This window comes from Geodermatophilus sp. URMC 65 (assembly GCF_053502545.1).
In genome coordinates this window covers 4994678-5021667 of the sequence record NZ_CP199954.1, presented here as the reverse complement: position 1 = coordinate 5021667, position 26990 = coordinate 4994678, and the positions used below count along the sequence as shown (strand labels likewise).

Below are 26990 nucleotides of genomic sequence, written 5' to 3'. Positions count from 1 at the left end.
TGTGGTCGGCCTCAGGCGGCCAGCCGGCGGAGCAGGTCGAGCACGCCGTCGGGCCCCTCGACCACCAGGTCGGCGGCGGCGAGCAGGTCCGGCGGTGCCTCCTCCGAGCGGACGGCCACGCGCAGCCCGGGAACGCCCGCCGCGGCGAGCTCGGCCACCGCGGCGAACGCGGGCAGGTCACCGAGGTCGTCCCCGACCACGACGACGGTGCGGGCCCCCGACTCCTCCACGACGCGGCGGACGGCGTCCCCCTTGTCCCCCCGCACCGCCGGCCGCAGCTCCCAGACCAGCTTCCCGGGCACGATCTCCAGGCCGAGGTCGTCGGCGATCCGCCGGGCGGTCCGGTCGATCGGCTCGGCCCAGCGGTCCCGGTCGGGGACGCGCCGGGTGTGGACGGCGACCGAGTAGACCTTGTCCTCGAGCCACGCGCCGCTGTCCCGCACGGCGGGTGAGTCCCTCAGCGCGGCCTCGGCGTCGGCGACCGTCGGCCGCGCCGCCTCCAGCCGCGCGTCCACGCGGACCTGCCCCTGGTACACCTCCTGCAGCCCGTAGAGCCCGAGGTACCGGACGCCGGGTGCCGCGACGTGCTCGGCGAGGTAGGGAGCGGGGCGGCCGGAGACGATCGCGACCGCGCCGAAACGGCGGGCCAGCGGCGCGAGCAGGTCGACGATCCCCTCCAGCGGCCGCGCCGCCTGCGGGTCGTCGACCACCGGGCTGAGGGTGCCGTCGAAGTCCAGGCACAGCGCGACCTCCCGGGCCCGTCCCGCGAGTTCGCGCGCCACCTCCCCGACCTGGGCGGTCCCGGCGGTCACGTCTCCTCCTCGCCGGCGCTCGTCGTCGTCGTGACCGGCGGTGCCGCGCTCGGGCGTGACCTCGCGAGCTCGGTCACGGTGTCCGCTCCAGTGCCAGCTCGCGCTCCTGGCCCGGCGCCAGCTCGACCGGCTGCCCGTGCACGAGCAGGTGGACCGGCGTGGTGCCGCCCGGCCGCACCGCGAGCCTGATGCGGTCCTCGGCCAGCTCGACGTGCACCCGCTGGCCGCGGTAGTGGACGCTGAACCGCAGCTGCTTGACCTCCGTCGGCAGCGCCGGGTCCAGGCGCAGTACCGGGCCGAGCGCCCGCATGCCGGTGAGGCAGCGCAGCACGATGTCGACCGTCCCTGCCATCGCGCCCAGGTGGATGCCCTCGGCCGTCGTCCCGCCCTGGACGTCGGAGACGTCGCTCTCCAGGGCGTGCTGCAGGAACCGCCAGGCCTCCTCGGGCCGGTAGCGGGACAGCACCCAGGCGCTGACGACGCCGCTGAGCGTGGAGCCGTGCGAGGTCCGCTCCAGGTGGTAGTCGACCGTCCGCTCGAGCTGCTCGAGGGTCACCTTGTAGCCGAGGGAGTGCAGCAGCGTGCGCAGCTCGTCGCGGGACAGCAGGAACAACAGCATGAGGACGTCGGCCTGCTTGGCCAGCTTGTAGCGGTCGGTGCTGTCGCCCTCGGCCTCCAGCAGCCGGTCCAGCCGCTGGATGTTCCCGTAGCGCTCGCGGTAGCCGTCCCAGTCGAACTCGGGGAGGTCCTCGTAGCCCTCGAACTGGGTCAGGACGCCGTCGGCGTGGAAGACGACCCTCATCTTCCTGGTGATGTCCCGCCAGCGGTCGAGCTCCTCGTCGCGGATGGTCAGCTCGTGGACGAGCTCCTCCCGGTAGTGCGGCGGCAGGACGTCGAGGGTCTCCAGCGCCCGCTGCAGCACCCACACCGCCATGACGTTGGTGTAGGTGTTGTTGCGCAGGCCCTGCTCGTCGGAGCCGGGGTAGGTCTCGTGGTACTCGTCCGGGCCCATCACGCCGGTGATCTCGTACCGGCCCTCCGCGGCGTCGAACGTCGTGAGGCTCGACCAGAACCGGGCGATCTCGATGAGCATCTCGGCGCCGGTGAACCGCAGGAAGCCGGTGTCCCCGGTCACCATGTAGTGCTGCCAGACGTTGTAGGCGATCGCGATGTTGACGTGCCGCTGGTTGTGCGAGTGGTCGGGCAGCCAGCGCCCCGACTTCGGGTTGAGGTGCACCCGCTGGGTCTCCTCCCGGCCGGTCGCCCCGCTCTGCCACGGGTACATCGCACCCTCGAAGCCCTCGGCCCGGGCCGCCGCCCGCGCCGTCCCCAGCCGGTCGTAGCGGTAGCGCAGCAGCGCCCGGGCGAGGCTCGGTCGCTCGAAGTTGAAGAACGGGAAGATGAACAGCTCGTCCCAGAAGACGTGCCCCCGGTAGGCCTCGCCGTGCCAGCCGCGGGCCGGCACGCCGACGTCGAGGTCGGCCGTGTGCGGGGAGATGGTCTGCAGCAGGTGGAACACGTGCAGGTGCAGGACGGTCTCGGTCCACTCGTTGGCGCTGTCGAGCTCGATGTCGAACCGGTTCCACAGGCTGTTCCAGGCGCCCGCGTGCCGGGCCAGGAGAGCGGCGTAGTCGTCCGCACCGACGGCGGCCAGCCGGGCGTCGTCCCGGCTCTCGGAGATCGCGCGGTCGCGCGAGGTGTACATCGCGACGACCTTCTCGACGCTCGTCGGCCGGCCCTCCTCGAGGTCGAGGACCAGCTGGTGGGCCACGTACCCGGGCTCCTCGACCAGCCGCCGGTCGGCGTCGACCCAGTGGCCCTCCGCCACGACCCGGGTGCGCGCCGCCATGGCGACCCGGACGTGCGAATGGAGGGTCTCCACCTGCAGGTCGACGGTGCGCTCGTCGACCTCGCCCTGGCCGAGGACCTGGAGGTGGCGGCCGGTGAGGTCGCGGTAGCGCTTGACACCGGCGTTGACCACCCGGCCGTCCAGCCCGGAGGACACCTCCAGCCGGCCCGACCAGTTCTCCGCGGTGAACGTGGTGAGCAGGCCGGCGAGGTGCTCGTCCTTCATGCTCACGAACCGCTGCTGCGTCATGCCCGTCCGCCGCCCGTCGGCGTCCTCCCAGGTCAGGTGGCGGGTCAGGACGCCGCGCCGGATGTCGAGCTCGAACCGGTGCTCGGTGACGCCCGCGCCGCGGGCGTCGAACCACTCCCCGCCCTCGGCGCGGAAGCGCAGGGGCAGCCAGTTGGGCGCGTTGACCAGGTCCTCGTTCTCGACGGTCCGACCGCCGACCTCGCTCTCGGCGCGGTCGTAGAGACCGGCGAAGTAGGTGCCCGGGTAGTTGACGTCGTCCGCCGTCGCCTCGGGCAGCGCGCCGCGGGTGACGACGTAGCCGTTGCCCGTGGCGAGCAGCGCCTCGCGCAGCCCCTGTCGAGCCGGGTCGAAGGAGTCGTAGACCAGCGTCCACACGCTCGGGGGCTGCTGGGTGCGGCGCCGTCGCAGCTCGCCCGCGGCCCGCCGCTCCTCCAGCCGTCCCCCGGCCAGGGCCCGCCGCGAGACGTCGTCCAGCGTCGTGACGACGAGGTCCGCGCCCGCCTCCACGAGGAGGTCCCGGTCGTCGAGCCGGGCCACGCCCAGGGCCGCCATCCCCGCCGCCTTGGCCGCCTGGATGCCGGTGCTCGCGTCCTCGGTGACGAAGCAGTGAGCGGGGTCGACACCCAGCTCCGCCGCGGCGGTCAGGAAGATCTCCGGGTCGGGCTTGCCCCGGGGGAAGTCGCGGCCGGAGATGTCGGCGTCGAAGAGCTCGAGCAGCGTCATGCCCTCGGGGACGAAGTCGCAGTCGATCCGCTGCTCGGCCACGAAGAGGTCCAGCCGGATCCGCTCGAGGAAGAGCCGGGCGTTCTTGGACGACGACGCGGCGGCCACCGGGATCCCGGCGCCCTTGACCGTGAGGATGAAGCGCAGGGCGTCGGGGAAGGCCATGAAGCGGCCCTCCTCGATGAGCTTGACGACGTGCTCCTGCTTGGCGGCCGCGTACGCCTCGATCCGGGTGTCGACGTCCGGCACGCCGAAGTACTCCATGGCCGCCCGGGCACCCTCCATGCGCGGCCGCCCGGCCATGACCTCCTGGTAGACGGCGGGCGTGAACCGCTCCGGCGTCCAGGTCGTCTGGTCCCGGACGTCCCGCCAGTCGCTCTCCATCAGGGCCCGGAAGGCCTCCCGCCAGGCGAGTTCGTGCGGTGAGTCGACGAGCACCCCGTCGACGTCGAAGACGGCCCCGCGGAACGGTCGGGTGTCGGACATCGGGTCTCCCCCTGCCCCCGGTGGACTGGGTGCTCAGCTGCGCTGGGCGACGCTCGGGTCGGGTGGTGCGGCAGAGCTGCACGGGTGCGGGGCCCGCTCGGTGCGGCGCAGGGCGGCTGCTCGGGCGTCCATCGGGCCCGCCCGGTTGGCGTGCGGTCGAGTCATCGGCCCCCAGCCGTGGGACCTGCGCCGCCGTCTGTTCAGCGGTGTGAGGTGGGTCTCAAACGGACCGAGAGTAACCGTGTACAGCGGCAGGTTCCAGCCTTCGCGGATGCCCCGTGCGGCGGGTCCGACGTCCCCTCGGCGGACGGCGGCCGTGCCGATCCCAGCGCAGTCGCCTCGGGTCCCCGCCGAGCATGCCTCCGACCGCACCTGCCCGGTCATGCCGTACCCGCCGAGCACCTGCGCGCGCCGGTGGTCATCCGCATCGCCGCGTCGGTGGACGACCAGCTCGGCTGTGGCGTGCAGGCCCCGGCATCCCCGGCCGGGGGCCTCGGCACCGGCCCTGCTGCCGGCCCCGCGGATCGATCGCGCCGGGGACGCGGACGCGTCAGCCCTCGACCGGCCCGCACGCGATGCGGCCTCCGGCGTCGCCGGTGTTCCGCGTCATCTCGTCGGGGCCACCAGGTGCGTAGCGCTCGGGGACGTGCGCGTAGTTGTCCCGGCCGGCGTGCACCATCACCGCGCTGCCGTCCTCGTCGGTGAGCTGGTCGCGGGTCAGCGTGTCGGTGACGGCCGTGAGCGTCCCGGCGCCGCCCTCGGTCACGTACAGCACGGGCAGGTCACCGGCGTGCTCCCCGTGGTCGACCGCGCCGGCACCGATGTGCCCGCCGGCCGACAGGAAGTCCCCCGACATCGATGGGTCGGCCGGGCTGGGGCTGTCCGGCTCGCAGAGTCCGACGGCGTGCACGTGCAACCCGTGGAAACCGGGCGGGAGGCCGGTCACGCGGACGTCGACCTGCGTGCCGCCGTCCACCTCGGTGAGGGTCGCGACGCCCACCTCCCCGCCCTCCGGGTCGACCAGCCGGGCCGTGAGCTCCCCGGCACCGGCCTCGGGCGACGCGGACCCCGTGGCCGCGGTCTCTCCACCGGTGGACGCCGACGGGGCCTCGTCGGTACCCCCGCAGCCGCCAACGACGACCAGCGCACACGCGGACAGGACCGAGGTGACGACCGGTCGGCGCATCGGGGCCTCCTGGGGTCAGGCGAGGGGCGGCGGTCCGTCAGCGTCCTCCGATGGGGCGCCGCCGGGCCAGGCCTGGGTCCCAGCCGCCGCGCCGGGCCCGGTGTGTCGCCACGCCGCGCCGGGGCGAGCGCACCAGGGCGGCCACCCGCAGGCCCAGCCGCCCCCAGCGGCTCTCGGCGCGGCCGAGCGGCGGGAACAGGCCCAGCTGACCGAGGACCCCGGCCAGGTCGACGTAGGAGGTGTCCTCGGGGAGGCGGTCGCGCATCCGGACGACGCTGACCGCCCGGATGTGCAGCGGCCGACCGGTCGGCGGGATGCCGAACAGCTCGCCCAGGTGGGTGCCGGTGATCGTGTACTCCTCGGCCACGAGGTCGCCGTGCGGCAGCCGGGTGGTGAGGTCCAGCCGCAGGTCCGGCAGCGCGGTGTACAACGCCGTCACGTGGGCACCGACCTCCCGTCTCCCCCAGTGCGTCTGCCCCCGGGCCACGTCGTGCCAGGTGATCTGCTCGTCGTAGTGCGCCAGGATCCCGGCGACGTCGTGGCGGTTCCACTGCGGGACGATGCGCCGGTCGATCCCGAGCCGCTCGAACACCTGGCGTGCCGCCGACCCCAGCCGGTACGCGAGCAGGACGTGGCCGCCGTGGTCCCCGCCTCGGGCGGCCGGCCGCGGGGACCGCCCGCCTCCTGTCGGCGGCCCGTTCCCGGGCTCGGGTGCGCCGGGCCCGATGGGTCCGGATGGGCCGGGCGCGATGGGCCCGGGCCGGCACGGGCCGATGGGTCCCGCGGGTCCGATGGGCTCGGCGGGCCCGCCGGAGGGCGTCCCCGGTGCGGGGCCGAAGGGGTCCGGTCGGTCCGGCCGCGGCGCGGTGCTGGCCGGCGCCGCGGCCCTGCTGGTGGTGGTCCTCAGCGTCGCCCTCGCGCTGGTGCTGCTGCGCGACGACGACCCCGTCACCGCGGCGCACGAGGAGGACGCCGGGGTGGGCGCGTCCTAGCGCGACCGGGACGTCCCGGGACCTGCGCCGTCCGACGTCCCGACACCACCGCCGCTGACCGCGGTGCCGATCCCCTCCATCGGGGAGCCGATCGACGTGGGTGCGACCCCCGGCTTCGTCGCCGTCTCACCCAACGGCCGGCAGCTCTACGTGGCGAACCGGACGGCGGGTGTGGTGACCGTGGTCGACTCCGCCGTCGACGCGGTGACCGCCACGATCCCGGTCCCAGCCGGGTCGCCGCAGTTCCTCACCTTCGCGCCCGACGGCAGCGGCTCTACGTCAGCGTGTACAACGACGAGCGCCCGATCGCCGCCGTCGCCGTGATCGACACCGCCGACAACGACGTGCTCCCAACGATCCCGGTGCGCACGCGGCCCTACCTCGGCGCGGTGACCCGGGACGGGTCGCGGGCTGTTCGTGCCCGACCACGGCTCGGGCACGATCTCGGTGATCGACACGGCGCCGAACGAGATGGTCCCCGAGGTGCAGGTGCCGCCCAACCCGCACTGGATCGAGTTCACCCCCGACGGGTCGCGGGCCTACGTCGCCAACCACAAGTCCAACCTCGTGACCCAGCAGGACCCGGGGACCCTCGAGGTGGCCAGCCAGATCCCGGTGGGGACCAGCCCGCACAGCGCGGCGGTGCACCAGGACCGGCCGCTGGTCCCAACGCCAACTACGACTCCGGCTCGGTGACGATGATCGACACGGACAGCAACTCGGTCGTCGCCAGCATCCCGGTGGACCAGAACCCGCAGGACATCACCTGGTCGACCGACGGCCGGTTCGCCTACGTCGCGACCGTCACCGCTGACGCCGTGGCGGGGGTGGTCAACGGCGAGACGTCCGAGGCGACCGCGCGGCTGCCGGTCGGTGTCGGGCCGACCTCCGTCGCGGTGCTGCCGGACGGCAGCCGGGCCTACGTCAGCGTGCTCAACGCCGGGGTGCTCGTACCCCTGGACCTGGCGGGCTGAGCCGGTCCGGTACCTCTCACGCGGCCAGGCGCGCGTCGAGGTACATGTCCAGGACGGCGTCGATGCGGGCGCCGGCCTGGGCGACCGCGGCGCGGTGGGCCGGGGTGTCCTTCCGCTGCCGCTGCGAGCGGGCCGCGGACCACTCGGAGCGCGTCAGGGCGAAGTCGTCCTCGAGGACGGTCTGCAGGCTGGCGGTGATCGGGGTGGCGGTGCTGGTCGGGATGGCGGTGCTGGTCGGGATGGCGGTGGTCGTGATCATCGTCAGCTCCTCGGGCGGTCGGGCTCCTCTGTGGACAGAGCCTGGCGGTCCCCCGGGCGCCGGGTCATCGAGGCAACCCCCACTCCGCCGGTCGGGTCCCCCGTCATCCGGGTGGGGCTGTCCCCCGTCCCGCACCGGTGGGATCGGTGGCGGGGGCGCGTTCGCAGCGCGCTGCGTCCGTCGACGGCACTCCGGCCGCCGTCCGCCGTCCGAGGCGGACCGTCAGCGGGCGAGCTGGCGGCTGATGACCAGGCGCTGGATCTGGTTGGTGCCCTCGAAGATCTGCATGACCTTGGCCTCGCGCATGTACCGCTCGACCGGGAAGTCACGGGTGTAGCCGTACCCGCCGAGCACCTGGACGGCGTCGGTGGTCACCTTCATCGCGGCGTCGGTGGCGACCAGCTTGGCCACGGACGACTGCCGGCTGTACGGGCGCCCGGCGTCGCGGCGGCGGGCGGCGTCCAGATAGGTGGCCCGCGCGGTGTCGACCGCGGCGGCCATGTCGGCGAGCAGGAAGCCCAGCCCCTGGTGGTCGATGATCCGCCGGCCGAAGGTGCTGCGCTGGTGCGCGTAGTCCACCGCGGTGTCCAGCGCCGCCTGCGCCAGGCCGGTGGCGACCGCGGCGATGCCCAGCCGCCCGGAGTCCAGCGCGGAGAACGCGATCGGCAGACCCTGTCCCTCGGCCCCGATGAGCCGGTCGGCCTCGATCAGCGCGCCGTCCCAGTTGGCCATCGTGGTCGGGATGGCGTGCAGGCCCATCTTCTCCTCGGGCCGGCCGAACGACAGCCCCTCGACCTGCCCGGGCGCGAGAAAGCAGGAGATCCCGCGGGAGCCCTCGCCGGTGCGCGCGAACAGCGCGTAGAAGTCGGCCTTCCCACCGTGGGTGATCCACGACTTGGTGCCGGTCACCCGGTACCCGCCCTCGGTCCGCTCCGCCCTGCAGGCCAGCGCCGCGGCGTCGGAGCCGGCCTGCGGCTCGGACAGCGAGTAGCCGCCGACGAGTTCACCGGCGAGCATCCGCGGCAACCAGCGCTCCTGCTGCTCCGGCGTGCCGAAGGTGGCCAGCGGGTGGCAGGACAGCCCGTGCACCGACACCGCCACGGCCACCGCCGCCCAGCGCGCGCCGAGCTCCTCGAGCACCTGCAGGTAGACCTCGTAGGGCTGTCCGCCCCCGCCGAGCTCCTCGGGGTAGGGCAGGCCGAGCAGGCCGAGCCCGCCGAGGGTGGCGAACAGCCCCTCGGGATAGGTCTCGGCCCGCTCGTGCTCGTCCACGCGGGTCGCCAGCTCCTTGTCGGCGACCTCGCGGACGAGCGCGAGCAGGTCCTCGGCCTCCTCGCTGGGCACCAGGCGGTCGACGGTCACGGCAGGTCCTCCAGGATCAGTTCTTCAGCTCGGGGAACTGGTCGTCGCGCCACTCGACGCCCGAACGGCTGTCGGCGCCGGCGAGTTCCTCCTCGCGGGCGCGCAGCTCCACCCGCCGGATCTTCCCCGAGATGGTCTTGGGCAGCTCCGCGAACTCGATGCGCCGCACCCGCTGGTAGGGGTTGAGCCGCTCGCGGGCGTACCGCAGCACCGACAGCGCCGTCTCCTCGGTCGGCTCGTGCCCCGGGGCCAGCGTGACGTAGGCCTTGGGCACGGCCAGCCGCAGGGCGTCGGGCGCGGGGACGACGGCGGCCTCGGCGACGGCCGGGTGCTCGATGAGGACCGACTCGAGCTCGAACGGGCTGATCTTGTAGTCGCTGGCCTTGAAGACGTCGTCGGTGCGTCCGATGTAGGTGATGTAGCCGTCGGCGTCGACGCTGGCGACGTCCCCGGTGTGGTAGTAACCGCCGGCCTTGGCCTCGGCGTCGCGCTCGGGGTCGCCCTGGTAGCCGGTCATCAGCGGTAGCGGGTACGGCGAGAGGTCCAGGCAGATCTCCCCCTCCCCCGGCCCCTCGACGCGGCGGCCGCCGACCGGGTCGACCAGCACCACCGGCACCCCGGGCAGCGGGCGCCCCATGGAGCCGGGCCTGACCTCCGAGTCGGGGGTGTTGCCGACCTGCGCGGTCGTCTCGGTCTGGCCGTAGCCGTCGCGGACGGTCAGCCCCCAGGCGCGGCGGACCTGCTCGATGACCTCGGGGTTGAGCGGCTCGCCGGCGGCCAGGACCTCCCGCAACGCGCCGGGGCCGCCGGAGAGGTCGGCGTTGACGAGCATCCGCCACACCGTGGGGGGCGCGCAGAAGGTGGTCACGCCGTGCTCGCGGATCAGCCCCAGCAGCGTGGTCGGGTCGAAGCGGCGGTAGTCGTGCACGACGACCGTCGCCTCGGCGATCCACGGGGCGAAGAAGCAGGACCAGGCGTGCTTGGCCCAGCCGGGCGAGGAGATGTTGAGGTGCACGTCGCCGGGCTGCAGGCCCAGCCAGTACACCGTCGACAGGTGCCCGACCGGGTAGGAGACCTGCGTGTGCTCGACCAGCTTGGGGCGCGACGTCGTCCCCGAGGTGAAGTACAGCAGCAGCGGGTCGCCGGGCGCGGTCCCCGGGTGCTCGACCGGCGCGTGCTCGAGGTCGGCGGCCGCCCGCAGGTCCGCCCAGCCCTCGGCCGGCCCCACGCTGATCCGCGTGTGGTCGCCGGGGACCTGGTCGAACTTCCCGACGTCGGCGGCGTTGCAGACGACGTGCCGCGCGCCGCCGCGGGTGATCCGGTCGACCAGGTCCGCGGGGCCGACCGCCGTGGTGGTCGGCACGATCACCGCGCCGAGCTTCATCACGGCCAGCATCGACTCCCACAGCTCGACCTGGTTGCCGAGCATGAGCAGCACCGGGTCGCCCCTGCGCACGCCGCGGCCGGCCAGCCAGGCGGCCAGCTGGTCGGAGCGCCGCGCCATCTCGTCGAAGGAGCGCCGCGTCGTCGTCCCGTCCTCGGCGACGAGGACCAGGGCGGGACGGTCGTTGCCCCGCGCGACGGCGTCGAACCAGTCGACCGCCCAGTTGAACCGTTCCCCCAGCTCGGGCCAGCGGAACTCGGCGACCGCCGTCTCGTGCCGGCCGCGCAGCGCCAGCAGCTGGTCCCGGCTGGCCCGGTAGGCCTCGGCGACGTCCATCGGGGTCCTCCCTCTGCGTGGTCGAGCGCGGTCAGCGTCGTCCATGGTGGCGCAGGACACCACTTCCGTACGGGTGCACGACCGCACCGCGGCCCGCGTCGCCGGTGTCCTCCGACCCGGCCCGGCCGGCCGGCGCGCCGAGCGGCCACCGGAGGCGCTGCGTATCGTCCCCCGGGTGTCCCGGGACGGCGCAGGCGCAGCCAGCACGGCTTGGCCCCCCGTGTACTCGACGGTGCGCACGGCCTCGGCCACGGTGCGCGTCGCGGTCGCCGGTGAGGGCCCGCCGCTGCTGCTGCTCAGCGGCATCGGCGCCAACATCGAGATGTGGGAGCCCGCTGCACGCCACCTGACCGGGCGCCGGCTGGTCATGCTGGACGTGCCCGGGACGGGCGGGTCCCCTGCGCTGCGGGTGGGCTTGAGGATGCGCGGCTACGCGCAGCTGGTGACGCAGGTGCTCGACGCCCTGGGGCTGGACCGGGTGGACGTCCTGGGCTACTCGTGGGGCGGCGCGCTGGCCCAGCAGCTGGCCCACCAGGCGCCGGAGCGCGTGCGGGCGCTCGTGCTGGCCGCCACGACGCCGGGCGTGGGCGGTCAGCCGCCGTGGCCCTGGGTCCTGGCGCTGATGAGCTCGCCGGCGCGCTACTACTCGCGCACCTACCTGCGGCTGACCGCGCCGCTGCTGTTCGGCACCAGCCCGCGGGCGGCCGCCGACTCGCTCCACGGCCGGGCTCGGCTGCACCGGCCGCCCAGCCTCGCCGGCTACACGCAGCAGCTCTACGCCGTCTCCGGCTGGTCGAGCCGGTGCTGGCTGCGCCAGCTCGACCACCCGACCCTGGTGATCGGCGCGCGGCGGGACCCGCTCGCGCGGCCCCGCAACGCCGACATCCTCGCGACCGCCCTGCCGCACGCCCGGCTGGAGATGGTCGACAGCGGCCACCTGTTCCTGTTCGAGGACCCGGAGCAGGGCTGCGCGCTGGTCGAGGACTTCCTGGGCGACCAGGACGCCGGCGCCTCCGTCGAGCAGGTCCGCGCCCACTCCGGGAGGTAGCACCGGGGCCGGTCCCCGGCTCTCCGTGGTACTCGTGTGCGTGACCCGGACCACCGTCCCGGGCGCCACCGACCCCGACCGCTGCCGGCCCCGGGAGGCCCTCCGTGTTCGACGACGCGCTGACCACGACGATCGCCCGCGCCCGCCGGCACGCCCTCGGCGACCTGCTGCGCCGCTCCGCGGCCCGGGTGCCGGGCAAGACCGCCCTGCGCTTCCGCGACCGCTCCCACACCTACGCCGAACTGGACGCCGCGGCCGACCGCACCGCCAACGCCCTGGCCGAACGGGGCGTGTCCAAGGGCGACCGGGTCGCGCTGCTGTCCCACAACGACGACGGGTACGTGGTGCTGACCTTCGCGCTCGCGCGGCTGGGTGCGATCGCCGTCCCGGTGAACTTCATGCTCCGGGCCGGCGAGGTGGCCTACATCCTCGAGCACTCCGCGGCGATCGGCGTCGTCGCCGAGTCCGCGCTGCTGCCGGTGGCGCAGGAGGCGATCGAGGAGGCCGGGCGCGCGGAGTCGGTCCGGGTCCGCGGCGTCCTGGGCTCCACCGCCTCCCAGCAATCCCGGAGCCTGCCGGAGGGCTGGGAGGCGGTCGAGACCTGGACCGCGCACGGCGACCCCACCGCACCGCAGGTGGACGTCGCCGACGACGACGTGCTGCAGCTGATGTACACGAGCGGCACCGAGTCGCGGCCCAAGGGCGTGATGATGACCAGCCGCAGCCTCATCGCCCAGTACGTCAGCTGCATCGTCGACGGCCGCTACACCGCGGGGGACGTCGCCCTGCACGCGCTGCCGCTGTTCCACGTCGCGGCCCAGCACTGCTTCCTGATGCCGAACCTCTACCTGGGCGGGACGAACGTCGTCCTGGACGGGCCGGACCCGGCCACCCTGCTCGAGACGGTCGAGCGGGAGCGGATCACCAGCCTGTTCTGCCCGCCGACGGTGTGGATCGGGCTGCTGCGGCACCCCGACTTCGACCGCCGCGACCTCTCGTCGCTGGCCACCGGCTACTACGGCGCGTCCATCATGCCGGTGGCCGTCGTCGAGGAGCTCCGCCGCAGGCTGCCCGACATGGCGCTGTTCAACTTCTACGGCCAGACCGAGATGTCCGCGGTCGCCCTCGTGCTCTCACCCGAGGACCAGCTGCGCAAGCCCGGGTCGGCCGGCACGGCGGTGGTCAACAGCGAGACCCGGGTCGTCGACGACGCCGACGACCCGGTGGGCCCGGGCGTCGAGGGCGAGATCGTGCACCGCAGCCCGCACGCCACCGCCGGCTACTGGAACGACCCGGGGAAGACGGCCGAGGCGTTCCGCAACGGCTGGTTCCACAGCGGCGACCTCGGCGTGGCCGACGAGGACGGCTACATCACGATCGTCGACCGCAAGAAGGACGTGATCAAGACCGGCGGGGAGAACGTGGCCAGCCGCGAGGTGGAGGAGGTCCTCTACCAGCACCCCGCCGTCGCGGAGGTCGCCGTCTTCGGCATCCCCCACCCGCGCTGGATCGAGGCCGTCGCCGCGGTCGTCGTCCCCCGGGACGGGCAGCCGGTCGACCCCGACCAGCTCGTGGCGTTCTGCCGCGAGCGACTCGCCGGCTACAAGACCCCCCGGTACGTGGCCGTCGCCGACGGCCTGCCGAAGAACGCCAGCGGCAAGATCCTCAAGCGCGAGCTGCGCATGGCGTACGCGGACCTCGCCGGCTGACCGGCGCCCGCGCGTCCCGACGGGCCCTCCCCCGGAGCCGTCGGTTAGCGTCGGCAGGGTGTGGCACCGGCCACACGGCAGGAGCTCCGAAGGGCGGACACCCGTGCTCTACACCGCGTACGAGTGGCAGCGGCGGCTGACCGCTCCTGCCCGGACGACGACAGCGCTGACCGCGCGTGCCCTCGAGGCACTGCCCGCGCCGCTGGCCGCGCTGCCCGGGACCCGCCGGCTGCGGGCGGCCTGCCGGGTGGTCGCCGACGCACGCGCCACCCACGTCCGCCCCGACTGGGGCATCGACACGGTGGACGTCGACGGGCGGGCCGCCGAGGTGGTCGTGGAGCCGGTGCTGTCGACGCCGTTCGCCGACGTGCTGCACTTCTCCAAGCCCGACATCGCCGGTCAGCCCCAGGTGCTGGTCGTGGGGCCGATCTCCGGGCACTTCGCCACGCTGCTGCGCCCCACGGTGCGCACCCTGCTGGCCGACCACGACGTGTTCGTCATCGACTGGCACAACGCCCGCGACGTCCCGGTGTCCGCCGGCCGGTTCGGGCTCGACGAGTACGTCGACCACGTCCTGCAGGCCGTGCGGCACCTGGGCCGGGACACCCACGTCCTGGCCGTGTGCCAGCCCGCGCCGCTCGTGCTCGCCGCCGTCGCCCTGCTGGCCGCCGACGACGACCCCGCCCAGCCGCGCAGCCTCACGCTGATCGCCGGCCCGATCGACACCCGGGTCAACCCCAACCGGGTCAACGCCAACGCCGGCCGCGTCCCGCTGTCCCGGTACGAGCGGCTGCTGATCACGACCGTCCCGGCCCGGTACCCGGGCGCCGGACGGCGGGTCTACCCCGGGGTCGCCCAGCTCGCGGCGTTCATGTCGATGAACCCGCGGCGGCACCTCGGTGCCCACCTGGGGATGTACCGCGCCATGGTGGCCGGCGACGAGGCGACCGCGGCCGCCACCCGCGCCTTCTACGACGAGTACGGCGCGGTGATGGACGTGCCCGCGGAGTTCTACCTGGAGACGCTGCAGCGCGTCTTCATGGCGCACGACCTGCCCCGCAGCGTCCTGACCTGGCGGGGCCGGCACGTCGACCCCTCGCTCATCGAGGAGACCGCGCTGCTCACCGTCGAGGGCGCCCAGGACGACATGTGCTCACCCGGGCAGACCGAGGCCGCGCACGCGCTGTGCACCGGGCTCCCGCCCGAGCGGCGCCGGCACCACCTGCAGCCGGGCGTGGGTCACTACGGCGTGTTCGCCGGCTCGCGTTGGGAGGCCGAGATCTACCCGGTCGTCCGCGCCTTCATCGCCGAGCACGACACCGCGCGGACGGTCACCCCGCTCTTCTGACGCCTGCCGGGCGGCCGGCCCAGGGTCCGGCCGGCCCAGGGTCCGGCCGGCTCAGGGTCCGGCCGGCTCAGGGCCGGGTCGCGACCAGCGCCGTCCAGCAGCCGGCGAGCCGGGTGTCCTGCGCGGTCACGGTCAGCCCCGCCGCCCGGCACGCGGCGGCGAGGCCGTCCGGGGTGGGCCGGTCGCCGTCGGCGGGGTGGCGGGAGACCGCCCGCAGCGGGCGGCTGTCGACGAAGCGCGCGGTCATCTCGCAGGAGTAGAGGCGCCCGCCGGGCCGCAGCACCCGCGCCGCCTCCCGGACCACGTCCCGCCAGGCGTCGGCGTGGTGCAGGACGTGGTAGCCGAAGACCGCGTCGTAGGCCCCGTCCTGCGCGACCAGCGCCGTCACGTCGCCGCGCTGCACGTCGACCCGGCCGCCCAGGTCGCGGACCGCCGCCCGGCATGCCGCGACGCTCGGCTCGTACCGCTCGACGCCGTCGGCGTGTGCGGCGCCGAAGACCTCCAGCGCCAGGCGCAACCCGGTGCCGCGCCGCCCGGTGCCGAGCTCCAGGACCCGGCCGCCGGGCACCGGCCCGCCCAGCCGGAGCAGGACCGGTGCCTCGACGCGGCGCTGGACCAGCGCACGGACGCGTGAGTCGACCCAGAGCCGGTTGGCGTCGACGAGGGTCGGCGGGACGGGACGGGAGGAGCTGGTGCCCATCGTGCCGTCCTGCCCCGCCGGCGCGGCGGGCAACCGCAGGTCAACTTCGGTAGTTCACGTGCGGGTGGTCCATGTGGTTGGCCGTCGCGCCGCCGCGGTCGGCCATCGCCTTCCAGGAGCCGTTCGGCGAGGACAGCATCCGCTGCTGCCAGATGATGTAGTCGACGCCGAGCTCGTCCCAGTGGGCCTTGTGGTACTCGACGATCGCGTCCCCGAGGGCGGCGTCGGACATCACCATGTAGTCCAGCGCCAGGCCGGACGGGTGGCCGCCCGGGTCGGCCGCGCTCGGGCGGGTGCCGCCCAGGGTGATCGAGCCGGCGCCGGGCACGGCGCTGACGACGGCGTTGGCCGCGGCCTGCACGACCGCGGCGACGGGGCCGGCGGTGTTGGTGACGCGCGCGACCGTGCCGGCCGAGGCGGCCGAGGCCCGGGGCGCGGCCGCCGCGGGAGCTGCCGCACCCGCCTGCGCCGGGGCGGCGGCCTGCGCGGCCTCCGCCTCGGCCTTCGCGGCGGCGTCCGCGGCGACCTTCGCGGCGGCCTCGGCCTCGGCCCGCTGCCGGTCGAGCACCGCCTGGTCGGCGGCGGCCTGGACCTGCTGGGCAGCGGTCTCGGCGGCCTCGCGGGTGCTGCGGGTGGCGGCGAGGTCCTGCAGCGGCTGCAGCTCGGTGGCGACGTCGACCGGGCCGGACCCGGCGGTCAGCCCGAGCTCCTGGGCGACGCTGACGGTCCGCGGCGGCGCGGCCCCGGCCTGCGCGGCCGGCTCGGTGCCGACGACGACGCCGGCCAGGACGGCGCCGGCGGTGGCCGCCCCCAGGTACAGGGCGGGACGGCGGCGTGCGCGGGCGAGGCGGCCAGAGGTGGGAGTGCGCGTGTCCATGGGGATGGGAGTTCTCCGGGGTGCGGGCGCAGCGGCGCGCGGGCGCGCGGAGCTGCGGAGGCGTGCGGACGGCAGGGGGCTGCGGCCGTGCGGCGAGCGCCGGGGCGGGCGCACCGGAGGGGAACGGCGGGGTGCCGGTCGAGCTGAGGTGCTCGGGGGGGTCCGGTGGGCCTGCGCGGGCGACGTCCGCTGCGGACGGCCGCGGGCGGTCAGGTGCGCGAGCGCCCCCGGGACCGGAGCCGGCGGGGTGGTGCAGCGGGGCAGGCGCACGCCATCCGGCGGCTCTCCGTTTCTTCCGTGAGCCGCCTACCGAGTTAGCTGACGGGTTCGGGCGGGAAGCAGCCCTACCTGCCCCCGGACGTGCGTCCAGGAGCGGATTCACCCCAGTACTGCGGTGGGTCCCCGGCTCGCCCCGAAGGGGCGACTCGGCGGCGTCCGCTCGGGCCCCCTTCGGAGGCGGAACGACCGACCGGACCCATCGACCGTAACGGCGTCATCGAACTGTGACAATCCGCGGCCCCGTTTTCGTGAGGTGATGCACGTCGTCCACCCCCGGATCGGGGGCCGGAGGGTGTAGGGGTCCTGCGAGTGCGAGCGCCGGCGGGAAGCCGGGTCGGGGGGCCGGGCGCGGGCGGACCGTCGGCCGCCGGCGCCCGGCCGCAGCACCTCGGTCAGGAGGTGACGCAGACCTGCCCGCGGTCCCTGCGCTGCGGGCCCTGGCCGCCGGGCCGGATGTCCTCGTCGAAGATCTCCGTCGGCAGGAAGACCGAGCAGCAGGCGTTGGGGATGTCCACCACACCACCGATCCGGCCCTCGATCGGCGAGGTGCCGAGGATGAGGTAGGACTGCTCGCCGGTGTAGCCCCACTTCTCCAGGTAGCGGATGGCGTTCAGGCAGGCGTTGCGGTAGGCCAGCGTCGCGTCCATGTAGACGTTCGTGTCGTCGCGGTGGTCGACCGAGACACCGATGAACGTCAGGAACTCCGAGTAGCGCGGCTCGACCCGGCCGGGCATGAAGATCGGGTTGGTCGTGACGCCGTAGGTCTCCATGCCGCCCTTGATGAGGTCGACGGAGAAGTCGATGAAGCCGCCCATCTCGATGGCGCCGCAGAAGTTGATCTCGCCGTCGCCCTGGCTGAAGTGCAGGTCCCCGCCGGAGAGCAGCCCGCCGTCGACGTACACCGGGTAGAACACCCGGCTGCCGCGGGTGAAGTTCTTGATGTCGTGGTTGCCGCCGTTCTCCCGCGCCGGGACGGTGCGGGCGCCGTCCCGCCCGATCGCCCCGAGCAGGTCACCGGTGGCCGTGCCGCCCAGGACGTTGTCGGGCAGCGGCGGCAGCCCCAGCGGCGGGACGCGGTCGGGGTCGGTGGCGATCAGCGCGCGCTCGCGGGCGTTCCAGCGCGCCAGCAGGTCCGCCGACGGCGCGGTGCCGAACAGGCCGGGGTGGGTGATGCCGGTGTACTCGACCCCGGGGACGTGGCGGGAGGTGCACTTCTGCCCGCGGAAGTCCCAGATGGCCTTGTAGGCGTCGGGGAAGTAGTCGGCGAGGAAGCCCCCGCCGTTGACCTTGGCGAAGATCCCGGAGTACCCCCAGCCCTCCCCGCAGTTGGGGCCCTGGACCTGCGGCACCGGGCCGAGGTCGAGGATGTCGACGACCAGGAGGTCACCCGGCTCGGCCCCCTCCACGGCGATCGGCCCGGAGAGCATGTGGGCGTGGGAGAGGTCGACGTCCCGCACGTCGTTGGCCGAGTCGTTGTTGCCGATCTGGCCGTCGGTCCACTCCCTGCACTCCACCCGGAAGTCCTGCCCCGGACGGACGGTGACCGCCGGCGGGATGTCCGGGTGCCAGCGGTTGTGGCCGGGGACGGCCTGGTCCCGCATGGACCTGCTCTGGTCGACGCTGAACACGACCTCGGGCATGGCGGTTTCCTCTCACTGGGCGCCCGGTGCGGCACCGGGCTGGGTGGGGGTGGGCGGAGCGGAGGCGGACAGGGTCCGGCTGAGCGGGACGCTGGCGACGAGCAGGAGCACCCCGAGGGCGGCGACGACGAGGGCAGTGGTGAGCGACTCGCTCCACCAACCGGTGATGATCAGGAAGGCCGGGACGGCGGCCGTGAGCAGCCCCTCCCCCAGGGTCAGGACGCCGACCGCGCCGATGAGGTGGTCCTTGTGCCCGGCCATCAGCAGGAAGAAGCAGAACCACAGGACCGCCCACAGCAGCCAGATGACGGCGAAGGTCCGGTCACCGACCTCCAGCCAGGAGTGGGCGGCGAAACCCACGGCGGCAGCGGCCACGACCAGGGAGAACCAGCCGAGTCCCTCGGCCGGCCAGCCGGTGATGCCGTTGATGCCCACCCACAGGTAGGTGAAGCCGAAGTAGTAGAGCCCCGCGGCGAGCGCGATCTGCGCCTGGTCACCGCCCGCGGCGATGATGAGGTAGGTCGGCGTGACCACCTGGAGCCCGCCGACGAAGAGGTTCAGCGGTGCGGCGCTGCGCGGGCTCACGCGCCCCAGCAGCATGAACCCGTTGACGACGAGCACGGCACAGACGTAGAGCAGGCCGACGGCGCCCACGGGTCACCAGCGCGGCAGTGAGGGGTGCGGGCCCGCGGGACGGTGCGCCGCGTTGACCGGGGCGGCGCCCGTGGTGGGACTCCACCGCCGGCTCCGCGGCCGGGGCCTGCCGGCGGGGATCGAACGGACCACCTGCGGCGCCTCGGCGCTGGCGTCGGCGGCCGAGACGGCGCGGTGCAGTGCGGCGGGTGTCGTCGCCAGGGCGGGCGCGGTCCACACCCGGGGGGACTCCTCCGCGCACGTCGGGCAGGGGTGCGTGGAGCGCAGCGAGGACATCGGGATCACCACCTCGAACACCGAGCAGTCGGGGCAGCGGAACACGTACGTGGCCATGACTCCTCCGTTCTTTTCACCTGCAACTTATTCAGGTGAAAAGAACTGTCAAGAGGAGTGCGCAGGTGGTCCCGCTAGAGCGCGGCGAGGACGTCGAAGTCGTAGCCGTCGGCCACGGCGAGGTGGACCCGCTGCTGGAGGTGGTTGCCGGCGAAGGACACCGGGCCGCGCGGCCCGTCGTAGCCCAGCCCGTCGGCGACGGCGACCATCCGGTGGACGTCGAAGCTGCCGGCGCGCCGGGCGAGGGCCGCCAGGGCCATGAGCCCCTCGCAGCAGGACTCCGCGGCGTTGTTCAGCGGTGGCGCGTCGGGACCGTGCTGGTCGACGTAGTCGCCGCAGAACTCCAGCGCCGACGACGTGGCCAGCGACCGGAAGTAGGACGCGCAGACGAAGAGGTTCCTCGTCGCCTCCGCCCCGCTGGCCAGGAGCATGTTCTCCTCCATGAGCGGGGTGAAGCGGACCAGCCCGTCCTGCAGTCCCTCCTCGGCGAACACGCGGTTGAACTGGACCGCGTCCTGCCCGACCAGGTAGAGCAGCACCCCCTGGGCGTCACTGGCGCGGATGCGCCCGACGACGCCGCGGAAGTCGTCGGTCCCCAGCGGCACGTACGCCGTCCCGACCAGCCGCAGGTCCAGCTGCCGGGCGAACTCCCGGGTGACCGCGACCGAGGCGCGGGGCCAGACGTAGTCGTCGCCCACCACGAACCACCGCCGCACGCCGCACACGTCGCGCAGCCACCGCAGCGCGGGTGCGATCTGCCGCGCGGGCGTCTCACCGGAGCAGAAGACGCCCGGCCGGGACTCCCCGCCCTCGTACAGCGAGGTGTAGACGTAGGGGATCCGCCCCGCGGTCACGGGGGCCACGGCGTGCCGGACCGCCGAGATGTGCCAGCCGGTCACCGCGTCGATCCGCCCGGCGTCGATCAGCCGGCCGACGGCGGCGCCCACCTGCTCCGGCCGCGCGCCCCCGTCGACGACCTCGACGGCCAGCTCCCGGCCGAGGACGCCGGCGTCGTTGATGGTCCGCACCGCCGTCGCCGCGACCGCCTCGCAGGACGGGCCGAAGAGGCCCGCGGGCCCCTGCAGGGGCACGACCAGCCCGACCCGCGCGACCTCTGCGGACCGACGACGCATCGATCCCCCCAGGCGTGGAGTGCGCGGGCGTTGGAGCGGGACGTCCCGGACCTCTGCGAGAATCGGCCCGAGTCGGGCATCACTATGCTGACCCGCCCCGGCCATGGGAAGGGTCCCGGGCGAGGGAGAGGCGAGCATGCGACAGGAGACGTCGGGGGGGTCACTGCCCCACGTCGACCTGCTACGGCAGGTGACCTCCGGCCTGACCTCCCGCGTCGAGGAGATCCTCGTCGGGAGCGACCTCACCCTGGACCAGTGGCGGGTGCTGCACACCCTGACCGAGGCCGGCCCGCTGTCCATGAGCGACCTGAGCGGCCGCACCCGCATCTCCGGGCCCACCGTGACCCGGCTCGTGGACCGGCTGGTGGAGCGCGCGCTGCTCTACCGCAACGTCGACGCGACCGACCGTCGCCGTGTCGTCGTGCACGCCGCCGAACGCGGCCGGGCGTTGTGCCGGTCGCTCGCCCCGCAGATCGCCGAGGCCGAGCGCGCCGGGCTCGCCGCGCTGTCCTCGGCCGAGGCGCGCACGCTCCGCCGGCTGCTGGAGCGGCTGGCGACCCGCTGACCCGGGCGTTCGGGGTTGCGCTGAGCACATCGCGGCGAGCAGGCTGGCCGGCCTCCCAGCTGAGAGGAACCCGCCGTGCCGGCTCCGACGGACCACGAGCTGTTCGACCTCGGCGACCTGCCGCTGCAGAGCGGCGCGACGCTGCGCGGCGCCCGACTGGCCTACAAGACGTACGGGACCCTGAACGCCGACCGGTCCAACGTGATCGTGCACCCCACGTGGTTCAGCGCCTGGCACGACGCCAACGAGTGGTCGATCGGCCCGGGCCTGGCCTGCGACCCGGACCGGTACTTCATCGTCGTCCCGAACCAGCTCAACAACGGCCTGTCGACCTCGCCGAGCACCACCCCTCCCCCCTTCGACGGCCCCCACTTCCCCCGGATCACCTTCTCCGACCAGATCGAGGCCCAGCACCGCCTGCTCACGCAGCAGTGGGGCATCGAGTCGATCGAGCTGGTGCTCGGCTCCTCCATGGGGGCCGGCCAGACCTACCAGTGGGCGGTCAGCCACCCCGAGATGGTGAAGCGGGCCGCCCCGATCGTCGGCTCCAGCCGCACCAGCGAGCACAACCAGGTGTTCCTGAAGAGCCTGCGGGCCACGCTGACGCTCGACCCGGCGTTCCGGGGCGGCGAGTACTCCCCCGACGCGCGCCCCACCGCCGGCATGCGGGCCTTCGCCCGGATCTACGCCGGGTGGGGCCTGTCGCAGGCGTTCTACTGGGAGCGCGAGTACCGGACCATGGGCTACTCCTCGCTCGAGGACTTCCTGGTCGGGTTCTGGGAGGGCTTCTGGCTCGACCGGGACCGGGACCCGAACAACCTGCTGGCGATGCTCTGGACCTGGGAGCACGGGGACGTCGGCCGGACGCCGGGCTTCGACGGGGACACCGAGGCGGCACTGCGCTCGATCCGCTGCCCGCTGGTGGCCATGCCCGCCCGGACCGACCTCTACTTCCCCCCCGAGGACGAGCAGTGGGCCTCGCAGTTCATCGCCCGGGGCGAGGTCCGGGTCATCGACACCATCTGGGGGCACTTCGGCGGCCTCGGGATGAACCCCGCCGACAACGACGTCGTCGACCGGACGCTGAAGGAACTGCTCGACCGTCCCGCCTGACCGCGCGAGCGCTTCCCCGCCCGGTCCGCACCCGCGGCCCGGGGGCGGCGGGGAGCTGGCGGCGGAGCTCGCCCAGGTTCTGCCCCGGGGCCCCGCCGGGGACAGCATGCGGTCGACGGAACGGTTCCGCAACAGATGTCTAGGACGTCTGACCGCGGGCACCGAGCGCCACCCCGGAGTCGGGCTGCCCGCGGACGGTTCTCCGCGGCTCCCCGGGGCACTGAGTCGGCATGAGCGAGATGGACCCGCGGGACCCGAGCACCCTGTACTCGGAGGGTCCGGTCGCGCCCGAGCCGCCCGAGGACGACCTGCCCGACACCTCGCCGCTGCGCGACTCCGGCGGCACCGGTCCGGGCCCGGACGACCTCGACGAGCTGCTCTGAGAGGCCCTCCGCACACCAGCGGCCCTCCACCGAGGGGGTGGAGGGCCGCCGACGTGCGGGCCGGGGACTCAGCCGACGTAGTTCACGTGCACGTGGTCCATGTGGTTCGCCGTCGCGCCGCCGCGGTCGGCCATGGCCTTCCACACGCCGTCCGGCGAGGTCAGGATCCGCTGCTGCCAGATGACGTACTCAACGCCGAGCTCGTCCCAGTGGGCGATGTGGTACTCGGCGATGGCGTCGCCGAGGGCGGCGTCGGACATGACCATGTAGTCCAGCGCGAGGCCGGACGGGTGGCCGTTCGGGTCGGTGGCGCTGGCCCGGGTGCCGCCGATGGTGATCGAGCCGGCGCCGGACACCTCGCTGACCACCCGGTTCGCCGCGACCTGCACCTGCGAGGCCACGTCGCCGGAGCTGTTGCTGATGCGCGCGGTGGCCGCTGGTGCCGGAGCGGCCGCCGCGGCGAGCGGGGCGACCACCGGCGCGGGCGCGGCGTCGCCGGCCGAGCCGGCGGCGGGAGCCGGGGCGGCCGGGGCGGCGGCCGCCGAGCCGGCGGTGTGGAGGACCTGACCCGGGAAGATCAGGTTCGGGTCGGCGCCGATGACGCCGACGTTGCGCTGGTACAGGTCCCGCCACGACTGACCGTGGGCGGCGGCGATCGTCGCGATCGTGTCACCGCGCTCGACGGTGTAGCCGGCCTCCGGGGCGCCGGCGTCGGCGACCGCCGTCGCGGCGGGGGCCTCGACGGCGTGAGCCGGGAGGGGGCCCGTCGTCCCGGCGAGGGCCTGGGACGGGGAGCCCAGGACGCCGAACCCGACGACGGTGGCGCCGGCGGCGACGGGCGCCTTGGCGAGGACCTTCTTGGTGCGGACGTAGCGGGGTGCGCGGTGCTTGGCCATGGTGATCTCCGATCACCGCCGGCGAGGTGAGCTGTCGGGTTCGGGCGATCGGTGCCCGGCCGCGGTCCGCGGCTTCACCCCGAGGCGGTCCTCGGCTCGAGCCGTGCGGCTCGAGTCGTGGCGCGCCGTGGTCGTGGGTCCCCCACCCCTGCCCTGGGATCTGGATGGCGACCGGTGGGCAGGGTTTGGCGGTCCGGCGCCGCGCTCTCTCCTTTGCTGAGCGCACACAAAACGCTACGTGCAGTCATGTGCACTGTCGTCGTGACGCCGGTCACAAACCGGCTATCCAGCAGCGCGCCGCAGGTCGACGCGGCGTGTCGCGCCGGTGTAGCCGTGGTCACTCCTGCCCCGGCCGCACGGCCTCCCGGCCGGCGGTGGTCGGTCAGGAGGAGGGACGGTGGGCGTCGAGCCAGGCGACGACGTCGGCCAGGACGTCGTCCTTCTCGGGCTCGTTGTGCGGCTCGTGGAAGAGCCCCTCGTAGGTCGTGACCGTGAGGTCGGGTGAGCCGGCGTGCGCCCGGACGACCTCGCTGGCCGCCGGCGGCACGAGCCGGTCGGCGGTGCCGTGCAGCACGAGCAGCGGCATGGTCAGCGAGGGCAGCCGCCGGGGCATGGCCAGCGCGGTGGCCATCAGCTCGGCGCCGGTGCGGGCGACCACCCGGCCGTTGTGGTTGAGCGGGTCGGTCCAGTAGTCGCGGACCACCTCGGGGTCCCGGCTGACCGCCTCCGCGTCGAGCCGCAGGACGCCGAGGTCGGGCAGGACCCGCGACAGCAGCGGCGCCAGGGTCCGCTGGACGGCGGTCGCGGCGCTGGTGTCCAGGGCCGCCGCCGAGACCACCGCGCCGGCGACCCGGGCGTCCGGCGTCCCGGTCAGGTACTGCAGCGCGATCAGCCCACCCAGGCTGTGCCCGTAGACGAACAGCGGGACGCCGGGGTGCTGCTCGCCGGCGAACCGCACCAGCTCGGCCACGCCGTCGACGGCGGCGGCCATGCTGCCGATGTTGCTGCGGCGACCCGGGGACCGGCCGTGCCCGGGGTGGTCGACGGCGTGGGCGGCGTACCCTGCGGCGGCCAGCCGCTCGGCGACGTGCCGGTACCGGCCGCCGTGCTCGTGCGCGCCGTGCACCAGGACGACGGCGCCGACCGGGTCCTCGACGGTCCAGGCCTGCCGGTACAGCCCCGAGGCCAGGGTGCCCTCGGCGTGCACGGGCTGAGCAGCGGTCATCGGGGAGTCCTCCTGCGCGGGTGCGGTCTGCTGCGCATCCTGCAGGAGACCTGGACCGGTGCGGCCGGACGGCCGGTCCTAGGTTGGACACCATGCCGACCACGTCGCCGGGGACCACGCCCGGGGAGACCGTCAGTGACCTCGGCCTGCCCGCGCGGGCGGTCACCGCACTGGCCCGGGCCGGGATCACCACGACCGCACAACTCGCCGGCCTCACCCGGGCCGACCTGCTGGCGGTCAACGGGCTGGGCCCGGGCAGCATCGCGGCCATCCGCCGCGTCGTCCCGGAGCCGCCCGGCCGCGTTGCCGCGGGTGGGCGCGGGGAGCGGCTCTCCTCCCCGGACACGCATCCGGACGACGAGGAGTCGCCCGCCGCCCCGGCGATCCCGTCGTTCGAGTCGCTGCGCAGCACGCGCCGCCGGACGACGGTGGACCTGATCGTGCCCGCGACGCCGCCCCCGGCCGACCCCACGCCGAGCGCGCCTCCGCCGCCGCCGGACTACGGCGACCTGTGGCGCCTCGGCGTCCGGGTCGGTCAGGCCGTCGCGACCCTGCCGGTGCGACTGGCGGTGTGCGCCGTCCGGGAGCCGGTCCGCCGGCTGCGGCAGCTGGTCGGTCGCTAGGCCGGTTCCGCGGCGCGCCCGGCTGTCCCACCATGGGCGTCATGACCCGCACCGACCTGGCGCCGGTGGTGGGCCGGTGGCGCACCGAGGGCCACGTCCTCGGCGACGACCCGGTGCCCGTCACCGGCAGCGACGTCTACGAGCCCGGCCCCGGCGGCCACGTCCTCGTGCACTCCGTCGACGTCCTGGTGGGCGGGACGCCGGTGCGGGCGCTCGAGATCATCGGCGAGCGGGACGGCGACGCGATGCTGGCCCGCTCCTACGACGACACCGGCGACGTCACGCTCATGCGGGTCCGCATCGACGACGACGGCGCCTGGCACTTCACCGGTGGCGGTGACGTCGCCCGCGCCGCGCAGTTCGACCCGGACGCCCCCACGGCCGCCGTACGGTCGACCCTGCGCATCGCCTCGGATCGCCGGACGATGACCGCGCTGTGGGAGCGGGCCGAGGACGGCGTGACCTGGCAGCCGTGGATGGAGGTGCGGTTCACCCGCGAGGACGAGCCGGCGAGCGGGTACCCCATGGGCATGGACACCGACAGCACCCCGCCCCCCGCCGACGACAGGCCCCAGGAGACCGCTCCCCCGCTGCCCGACGACCCCCGCGTCCCGAGGCTCGAGGACGCCGACCCCACCCGCAGCAAGGAGCTCGGCGGCGCCGCCCCCGCCGTCGGACCGGAGTCGACCGAGCAGCCGGAGACCGACTGAGACCGCCACCCCGTGGTGCGACGCCGGTCACCCGCTCTGAGAGGCTCGCGACCCCGTACCCCCACCGTGCAGGAGGACCCGTGCGCGCCGCCCAGATCGCCACCCTCGACGGCCCCTCGGCCATCTCGGTCGCCGACGTCCCCGAGCCCGACGCGGACGGGAAGGTGCTGATCGACGTGCACGTCGCCGGCGTGACCTTCCCCGAGGTGCTGCTCAGCCGTGGGCAGTACCAGATCAAGCCGGAGCTGCCGTTCGTCCCCGGCAGCGAGGTCGCCGGCACGGTGCGCAGCGCGCCCGAGGGCAGCGGCGTGCAGCCCGGGCAGCGGGTGGCGGCCTTCCCCGGCTTCGGCGGGTTCGCCGAGGTGGCCTCGGCCGACCCGGGCCTCGTCTTCCCGCTGCCCGACCGGGTGGGCTTCGAGCAGGGCGCGGCGCTGCCCATGAACTACCTGACCATGCACTTCGCGCTTCGCCGCCGCGGTCAGCTGCGCGAGGGCGAGACGGTGCTGGTGCACGGCGCCGCCGGCGGCCTGGGGACGGCGGGCATCCAATTGGCCAAGGCCTACGGCGCGCGCGTGCTCGCGGTGGTGTCGAGCGAGGGCAAGGGCGAGACCGCACGGACCGCCGGCGCCGACGAGGTCGTGCTCGCCGACGGGTTCCGCGACCGGGTCAAGGAGCTCACCGGCGGCCGCGGCGTGGACGTCGTGGCCGACCCGGTGGGCGGCGACCGCTTCACCGACTCGCTGCGCAGCCTGGGGCGGGAGGGCCGACTGCTGGTCCTCGGCTTCACCGGCGGGGAGATCCCCACGGTCAAGGTCAACCGGCTGCTGCTGAACAACGTCTCGGTCGTCGGCGTCGGCTGGGGTGCGTTCTGGACGGGCGACCCCGGCTACGTGCAGGAGCAGTGGCGCGACCTGCAGCCGCTGCTCGAGCGCGGCGCCCTCGACCCGGTCCTCGGCTCGGTGCACGACCTCGCCGACGCCGCCGCGGCGGTCACCGAGCTCGACGAGCGCCGGGCCACGGGCAAGGTGCTGCTCCGGGTGCGCTGAAGGAGGACCGCCTCCCCCGCCCTGCAGCGGGACCGTTCGCGCATCCTCCGGCGGCTTGATCGGATGACGGTAACGATGTATCGTTACCGTCATCCG

The 26990-nt window shown here is 74.5% G+C and carries 28 protein-coding genes and 2 riboswitches; of the genes, 13 read left to right on the top strand and 15 right to left on the bottom strand.

The window, feature by feature from the left end; translation table 11 throughout:
- Positions 1 to 11: 11 nt before the first annotated feature.
- The 4 genes from otsB to ACWIX7_RS24280 form a co-directional block, all read right to left on the bottom strand.
- The gene (otsB, locus tag ACWIX7_RS24295) at positions 12 to 812 is read right to left on the bottom strand and encodes a trehalose-phosphatase (protein WP_448618966.1); all 801 of its coding nucleotides are present in this window, start codon (positions 810 to 812) and stop codon (positions 12 to 14) included.
- A 73-nt stretch (positions 813 to 885) separates the two neighbouring features.
- On the bottom strand, positions 886 to 4119 hold the full coding sequence (locus ACWIX7_RS24290) for an HAD-IA family hydrolase (RefSeq protein WP_448618965.1): 3234 nt from the start codon (positions 4117 to 4119) through the stop codon (positions 886 to 888).
- A gap of 550 nt (positions 4120 to 4669) precedes the next feature.
- A complete protein-coding gene (locus ACWIX7_RS24285; RefSeq protein WP_448618964.1) occupies positions 4670 to 5305 on the bottom strand; it encodes a superoxide dismutase family protein in 636 nt (211 codons plus the stop codon).
- A 37-nt stretch (positions 5306 to 5342) separates the two neighbouring features.
- A complete protein-coding gene (locus ACWIX7_RS24280) occupies positions 5343 to 5897 on the bottom strand; it encodes an ester cyclase (RefSeq protein WP_448618963.1) in 555 nt (184 codons plus the stop codon).
- A 199-nt stretch (positions 5898 to 6096) separates the two neighbouring features.
- Between ACWIX7_RS24280 and ACWIX7_RS24275 the strand changes: the two genes are divergently transcribed.
- From ACWIX7_RS24275 to ACWIX7_RS24260, 4 genes are all read left to right on the top strand, one after another.
- On the top strand, positions 6097 to 6297 hold the full coding sequence (locus ACWIX7_RS24275) for a hypothetical protein (protein WP_448618962.1): 201 nt from the start codon (positions 6097 to 6099) through the stop codon (positions 6295 to 6297).
- A 63-nt stretch (positions 6298 to 6360) separates the two neighbouring features.
- Positions 6361 to 6621: a YncE family protein gene (locus tag ACWIX7_RS24270; RefSeq protein ID WP_448618961.1), complete on the top strand. Its 261-nt coding sequence runs from the start codon at positions 6361 to 6363 to the stop codon at positions 6619 to 6621.
- A 123-nt stretch (positions 6622 to 6744) separates the two neighbouring features.
- A complete protein-coding gene (locus tag ACWIX7_RS24265) occupies positions 6745 to 6993 on the top strand; it encodes a YncE family protein (RefSeq protein ID WP_448618960.1) in 249 nt (82 codons plus the stop codon).
- 2 nt (positions 6994 to 6995) lie between these two features.
- A complete protein-coding gene (locus tag ACWIX7_RS24260; RefSeq protein WP_448618959.1) occupies positions 6996 to 7271 on the top strand; it encodes a hypothetical protein in 276 nt (91 codons plus the stop codon).
- Between the two features lie 16 nt (positions 7272 to 7287).
- Here the strand turns inward: ACWIX7_RS24260 and ACWIX7_RS24255 are convergent, their stop codons facing one another.
- The 3 genes from ACWIX7_RS24255 to ACWIX7_RS24245 all read right to left on the bottom strand — a co-directional run bounded on the left by ACWIX7_RS24255 (position 7288) and on the right by ACWIX7_RS24245 (position 10612).
- A complete protein-coding gene (locus ACWIX7_RS24255; RefSeq protein ID WP_448618958.1) occupies positions 7288 to 7530 on the bottom strand; it encodes a hypothetical protein in 243 nt (80 codons plus the stop codon).
- A gap of 222 nt (positions 7531 to 7752) precedes the next feature.
- Positions 7753 to 8892: an acyl-CoA dehydrogenase family protein gene (locus tag ACWIX7_RS24250; protein WP_448618957.1), complete on the bottom strand. Its 1140-nt coding sequence runs from the start codon at positions 8890 to 8892 to the stop codon at positions 7753 to 7755.
- A 16-nt stretch (positions 8893 to 8908) separates the two neighbouring features.
- Positions 8909 to 10612, bottom strand: a complete 1704-nt coding sequence (locus ACWIX7_RS24245) for an AMP-binding protein (protein WP_448618956.1) — start codon at positions 10610 to 10612, stop codon at positions 8909 to 8911.
- Between the two features lie 46 nt (positions 10613 to 10658).
- Here ACWIX7_RS24245 and ACWIX7_RS24240 point away from each other — a divergent pair, with 46 nt between their 5' ends.
- From ACWIX7_RS24240 to phaZ, 3 genes are all read left to right on the top strand, one after another.
- Positions 10659 to 11660, top strand: coding sequence for an alpha/beta fold hydrolase (locus ACWIX7_RS24240; protein WP_448618955.1), 1002 nt, complete (start codon positions 10659 to 10661; stop codon positions 11658 to 11660).
- Positions 11661 to 11764: 104 nt separating this feature from the next.
- On the top strand, positions 11765 to 13369 hold the full coding sequence (locus ACWIX7_RS24235) for an acyl-CoA synthetase (RefSeq protein WP_448618954.1): 1605 nt from the start codon (positions 11765 to 11767) through the stop codon (positions 13367 to 13369).
- Between the two features lie 103 nt (positions 13370 to 13472).
- Positions 13473 to 14717, top strand: a complete 1245-nt coding sequence (phaZ, locus tag ACWIX7_RS24230; RefSeq protein WP_448618953.1) for a polyhydroxyalkanoate depolymerase — start codon at positions 13473 to 13475, stop codon at positions 14715 to 14717.
- A 67-nt stretch (positions 14718 to 14784) separates the two neighbouring features.
- On the opposite strand, the gene ACWIX7_RS24225 is transcribed toward phaZ, so the two are convergent.
- The 6 genes from ACWIX7_RS24225 to ACWIX7_RS24200 all read right to left on the bottom strand — a co-directional run bounded on the left by ACWIX7_RS24225 (position 14785) and on the right by ACWIX7_RS24200 (position 20333).
- Positions 14785 to 15417: a class I SAM-dependent methyltransferase gene (locus ACWIX7_RS24225; protein ID WP_448618952.1), complete on the bottom strand. Its 633-nt coding sequence runs from the start codon at positions 15415 to 15417 to the stop codon at positions 14785 to 14787.
- 40 nt (positions 15418 to 15457) lie between these two features.
- A complete protein-coding gene (locus ACWIX7_RS24220; protein ID WP_448618951.1) occupies positions 15458 to 16294 on the bottom strand; it encodes a hypothetical protein in 837 nt (278 codons plus the stop codon).
- A 288-nt stretch (positions 16295 to 16582) separates the two neighbouring features.
- A riboswitch (cyclic di-AMP (ydaO/yuaA leader) is annotated at positions 16583 to 16735 on the bottom strand.
- A gap of 230 nt (positions 16736 to 16965) precedes the next feature.
- On the bottom strand, positions 16966 to 18213 hold the full coding sequence (gene fmdA / locus ACWIX7_RS24215; protein ID WP_448618950.1) for a formamidase: 1248 nt from the start codon (positions 18211 to 18213) through the stop codon (positions 16966 to 16968).
- Between the two features lie 12 nt (positions 18214 to 18225).
- The gene (locus tag ACWIX7_RS24210; protein ID WP_448618949.1) at positions 18226 to 18867 is read right to left on the bottom strand and encodes an AmiS/UreI family transporter; all 642 of its coding nucleotides are present in this window, start codon (positions 18865 to 18867) and stop codon (positions 18226 to 18228) included.
- Positions 18868 to 18870: 3 nt separating this feature from the next.
- The gene (locus ACWIX7_RS24205; RefSeq protein WP_448618948.1) at positions 18871 to 19200 is read right to left on the bottom strand and encodes a zinc ribbon domain-containing protein; all 330 of its coding nucleotides are present in this window, start codon (positions 19198 to 19200) and stop codon (positions 18871 to 18873) included.
- 74 nt (positions 19201 to 19274) lie between these two features.
- A complete protein-coding gene (locus tag ACWIX7_RS24200) occupies positions 19275 to 20333 on the bottom strand; it encodes a substrate-binding domain-containing protein (RefSeq protein WP_448618947.1) in 1059 nt (352 codons plus the stop codon).
- A 136-nt stretch (positions 20334 to 20469) separates the two neighbouring features.
- Between ACWIX7_RS24200 and ACWIX7_RS24195 the strand changes: the two genes are divergently transcribed.
- The 3 genes from ACWIX7_RS24195 (at position 20470) to ACWIX7_RS24185 (ending at position 22394) form a co-directional block, all read left to right on the top strand.
- Positions 20470 to 20898 carry a MarR family winged helix-turn-helix transcriptional regulator gene (locus ACWIX7_RS24195; RefSeq protein ID WP_448618946.1) on the top strand — a complete coding sequence of 143 codons (429 nt, stop codon included), beginning with the start codon at positions 20470 to 20472 and terminating at the stop codon, positions 20896 to 20898.
- 75 nt (positions 20899 to 20973) lie between these two features.
- The gene (locus ACWIX7_RS24190) at positions 20974 to 22011 is read left to right on the top strand and encodes an alpha/beta fold hydrolase (protein ID WP_448618945.1); all 1038 of its coding nucleotides are present in this window, start codon (positions 20974 to 20976) and stop codon (positions 22009 to 22011) included.
- Between the two features lie 230 nt (positions 22012 to 22241).
- The gene (locus ACWIX7_RS24185) at positions 22242 to 22394 is read left to right on the top strand and encodes a hypothetical protein (RefSeq protein ID WP_175479654.1); all 153 of its coding nucleotides are present in this window, start codon (positions 22242 to 22244) and stop codon (positions 22392 to 22394) included.
- A 68-nt stretch (positions 22395 to 22462) separates the two neighbouring features.
- On the opposite strand, the gene ACWIX7_RS24180 is transcribed toward ACWIX7_RS24185, so the two are convergent.
- Positions 22463 to 23290: a LysM peptidoglycan-binding domain-containing protein gene (locus tag ACWIX7_RS24180; protein ID WP_448618944.1), complete on the bottom strand. Its 828-nt coding sequence runs from the start codon at positions 23288 to 23290 to the stop codon at positions 22463 to 22465.
- Between the two features lies 1 nt (position 23291).
- A riboswitch (cyclic di-AMP (ydaO/yuaA leader) is annotated at positions 23292 to 23411 on the bottom strand.
- A 261-nt stretch (positions 23412 to 23672) separates the two neighbouring features.
- Positions 23673 to 24515: an alpha/beta hydrolase gene (locus tag ACWIX7_RS24175; RefSeq protein WP_448618943.1), complete on the bottom strand. Its 843-nt coding sequence runs from the start codon at positions 24513 to 24515 to the stop codon at positions 23673 to 23675.
- A gap of 92 nt (positions 24516 to 24607) precedes the next feature.
- On the opposite strand from ACWIX7_RS24175, the gene ACWIX7_RS24170 reads away from it, so the two are divergent.
- The 3 genes from ACWIX7_RS24170 to ACWIX7_RS24160 all read left to right on the top strand — a co-directional run bounded on the left by ACWIX7_RS24170 (position 24608) and on the right by ACWIX7_RS24160 (position 26894).
- On the top strand, positions 24608 to 25138 hold the full coding sequence (locus ACWIX7_RS24170) for a DNA-directed RNA polymerase subunit alpha C-terminal domain-containing protein (RefSeq protein ID WP_448618942.1): 531 nt from the start codon (positions 24608 to 24610) through the stop codon (positions 25136 to 25138).
- 41 nt (positions 25139 to 25179) lie between these two features.
- Positions 25180 to 25848, top strand: a complete 669-nt coding sequence (locus ACWIX7_RS24165; RefSeq protein WP_448618941.1) for a hypothetical protein — start codon at positions 25180 to 25182, stop codon at positions 25846 to 25848.
- An 80-nt stretch (positions 25849 to 25928) separates the two neighbouring features.
- Positions 25929 to 26894: an NADPH:quinone oxidoreductase family protein gene (locus ACWIX7_RS24160; RefSeq protein ID WP_448618940.1), complete on the top strand. Its 966-nt coding sequence runs from the start codon at positions 25929 to 25931 to the stop codon at positions 26892 to 26894.
- The last annotated feature ends 96 nt before the right edge of the window (positions 26895 to 26990 follow it).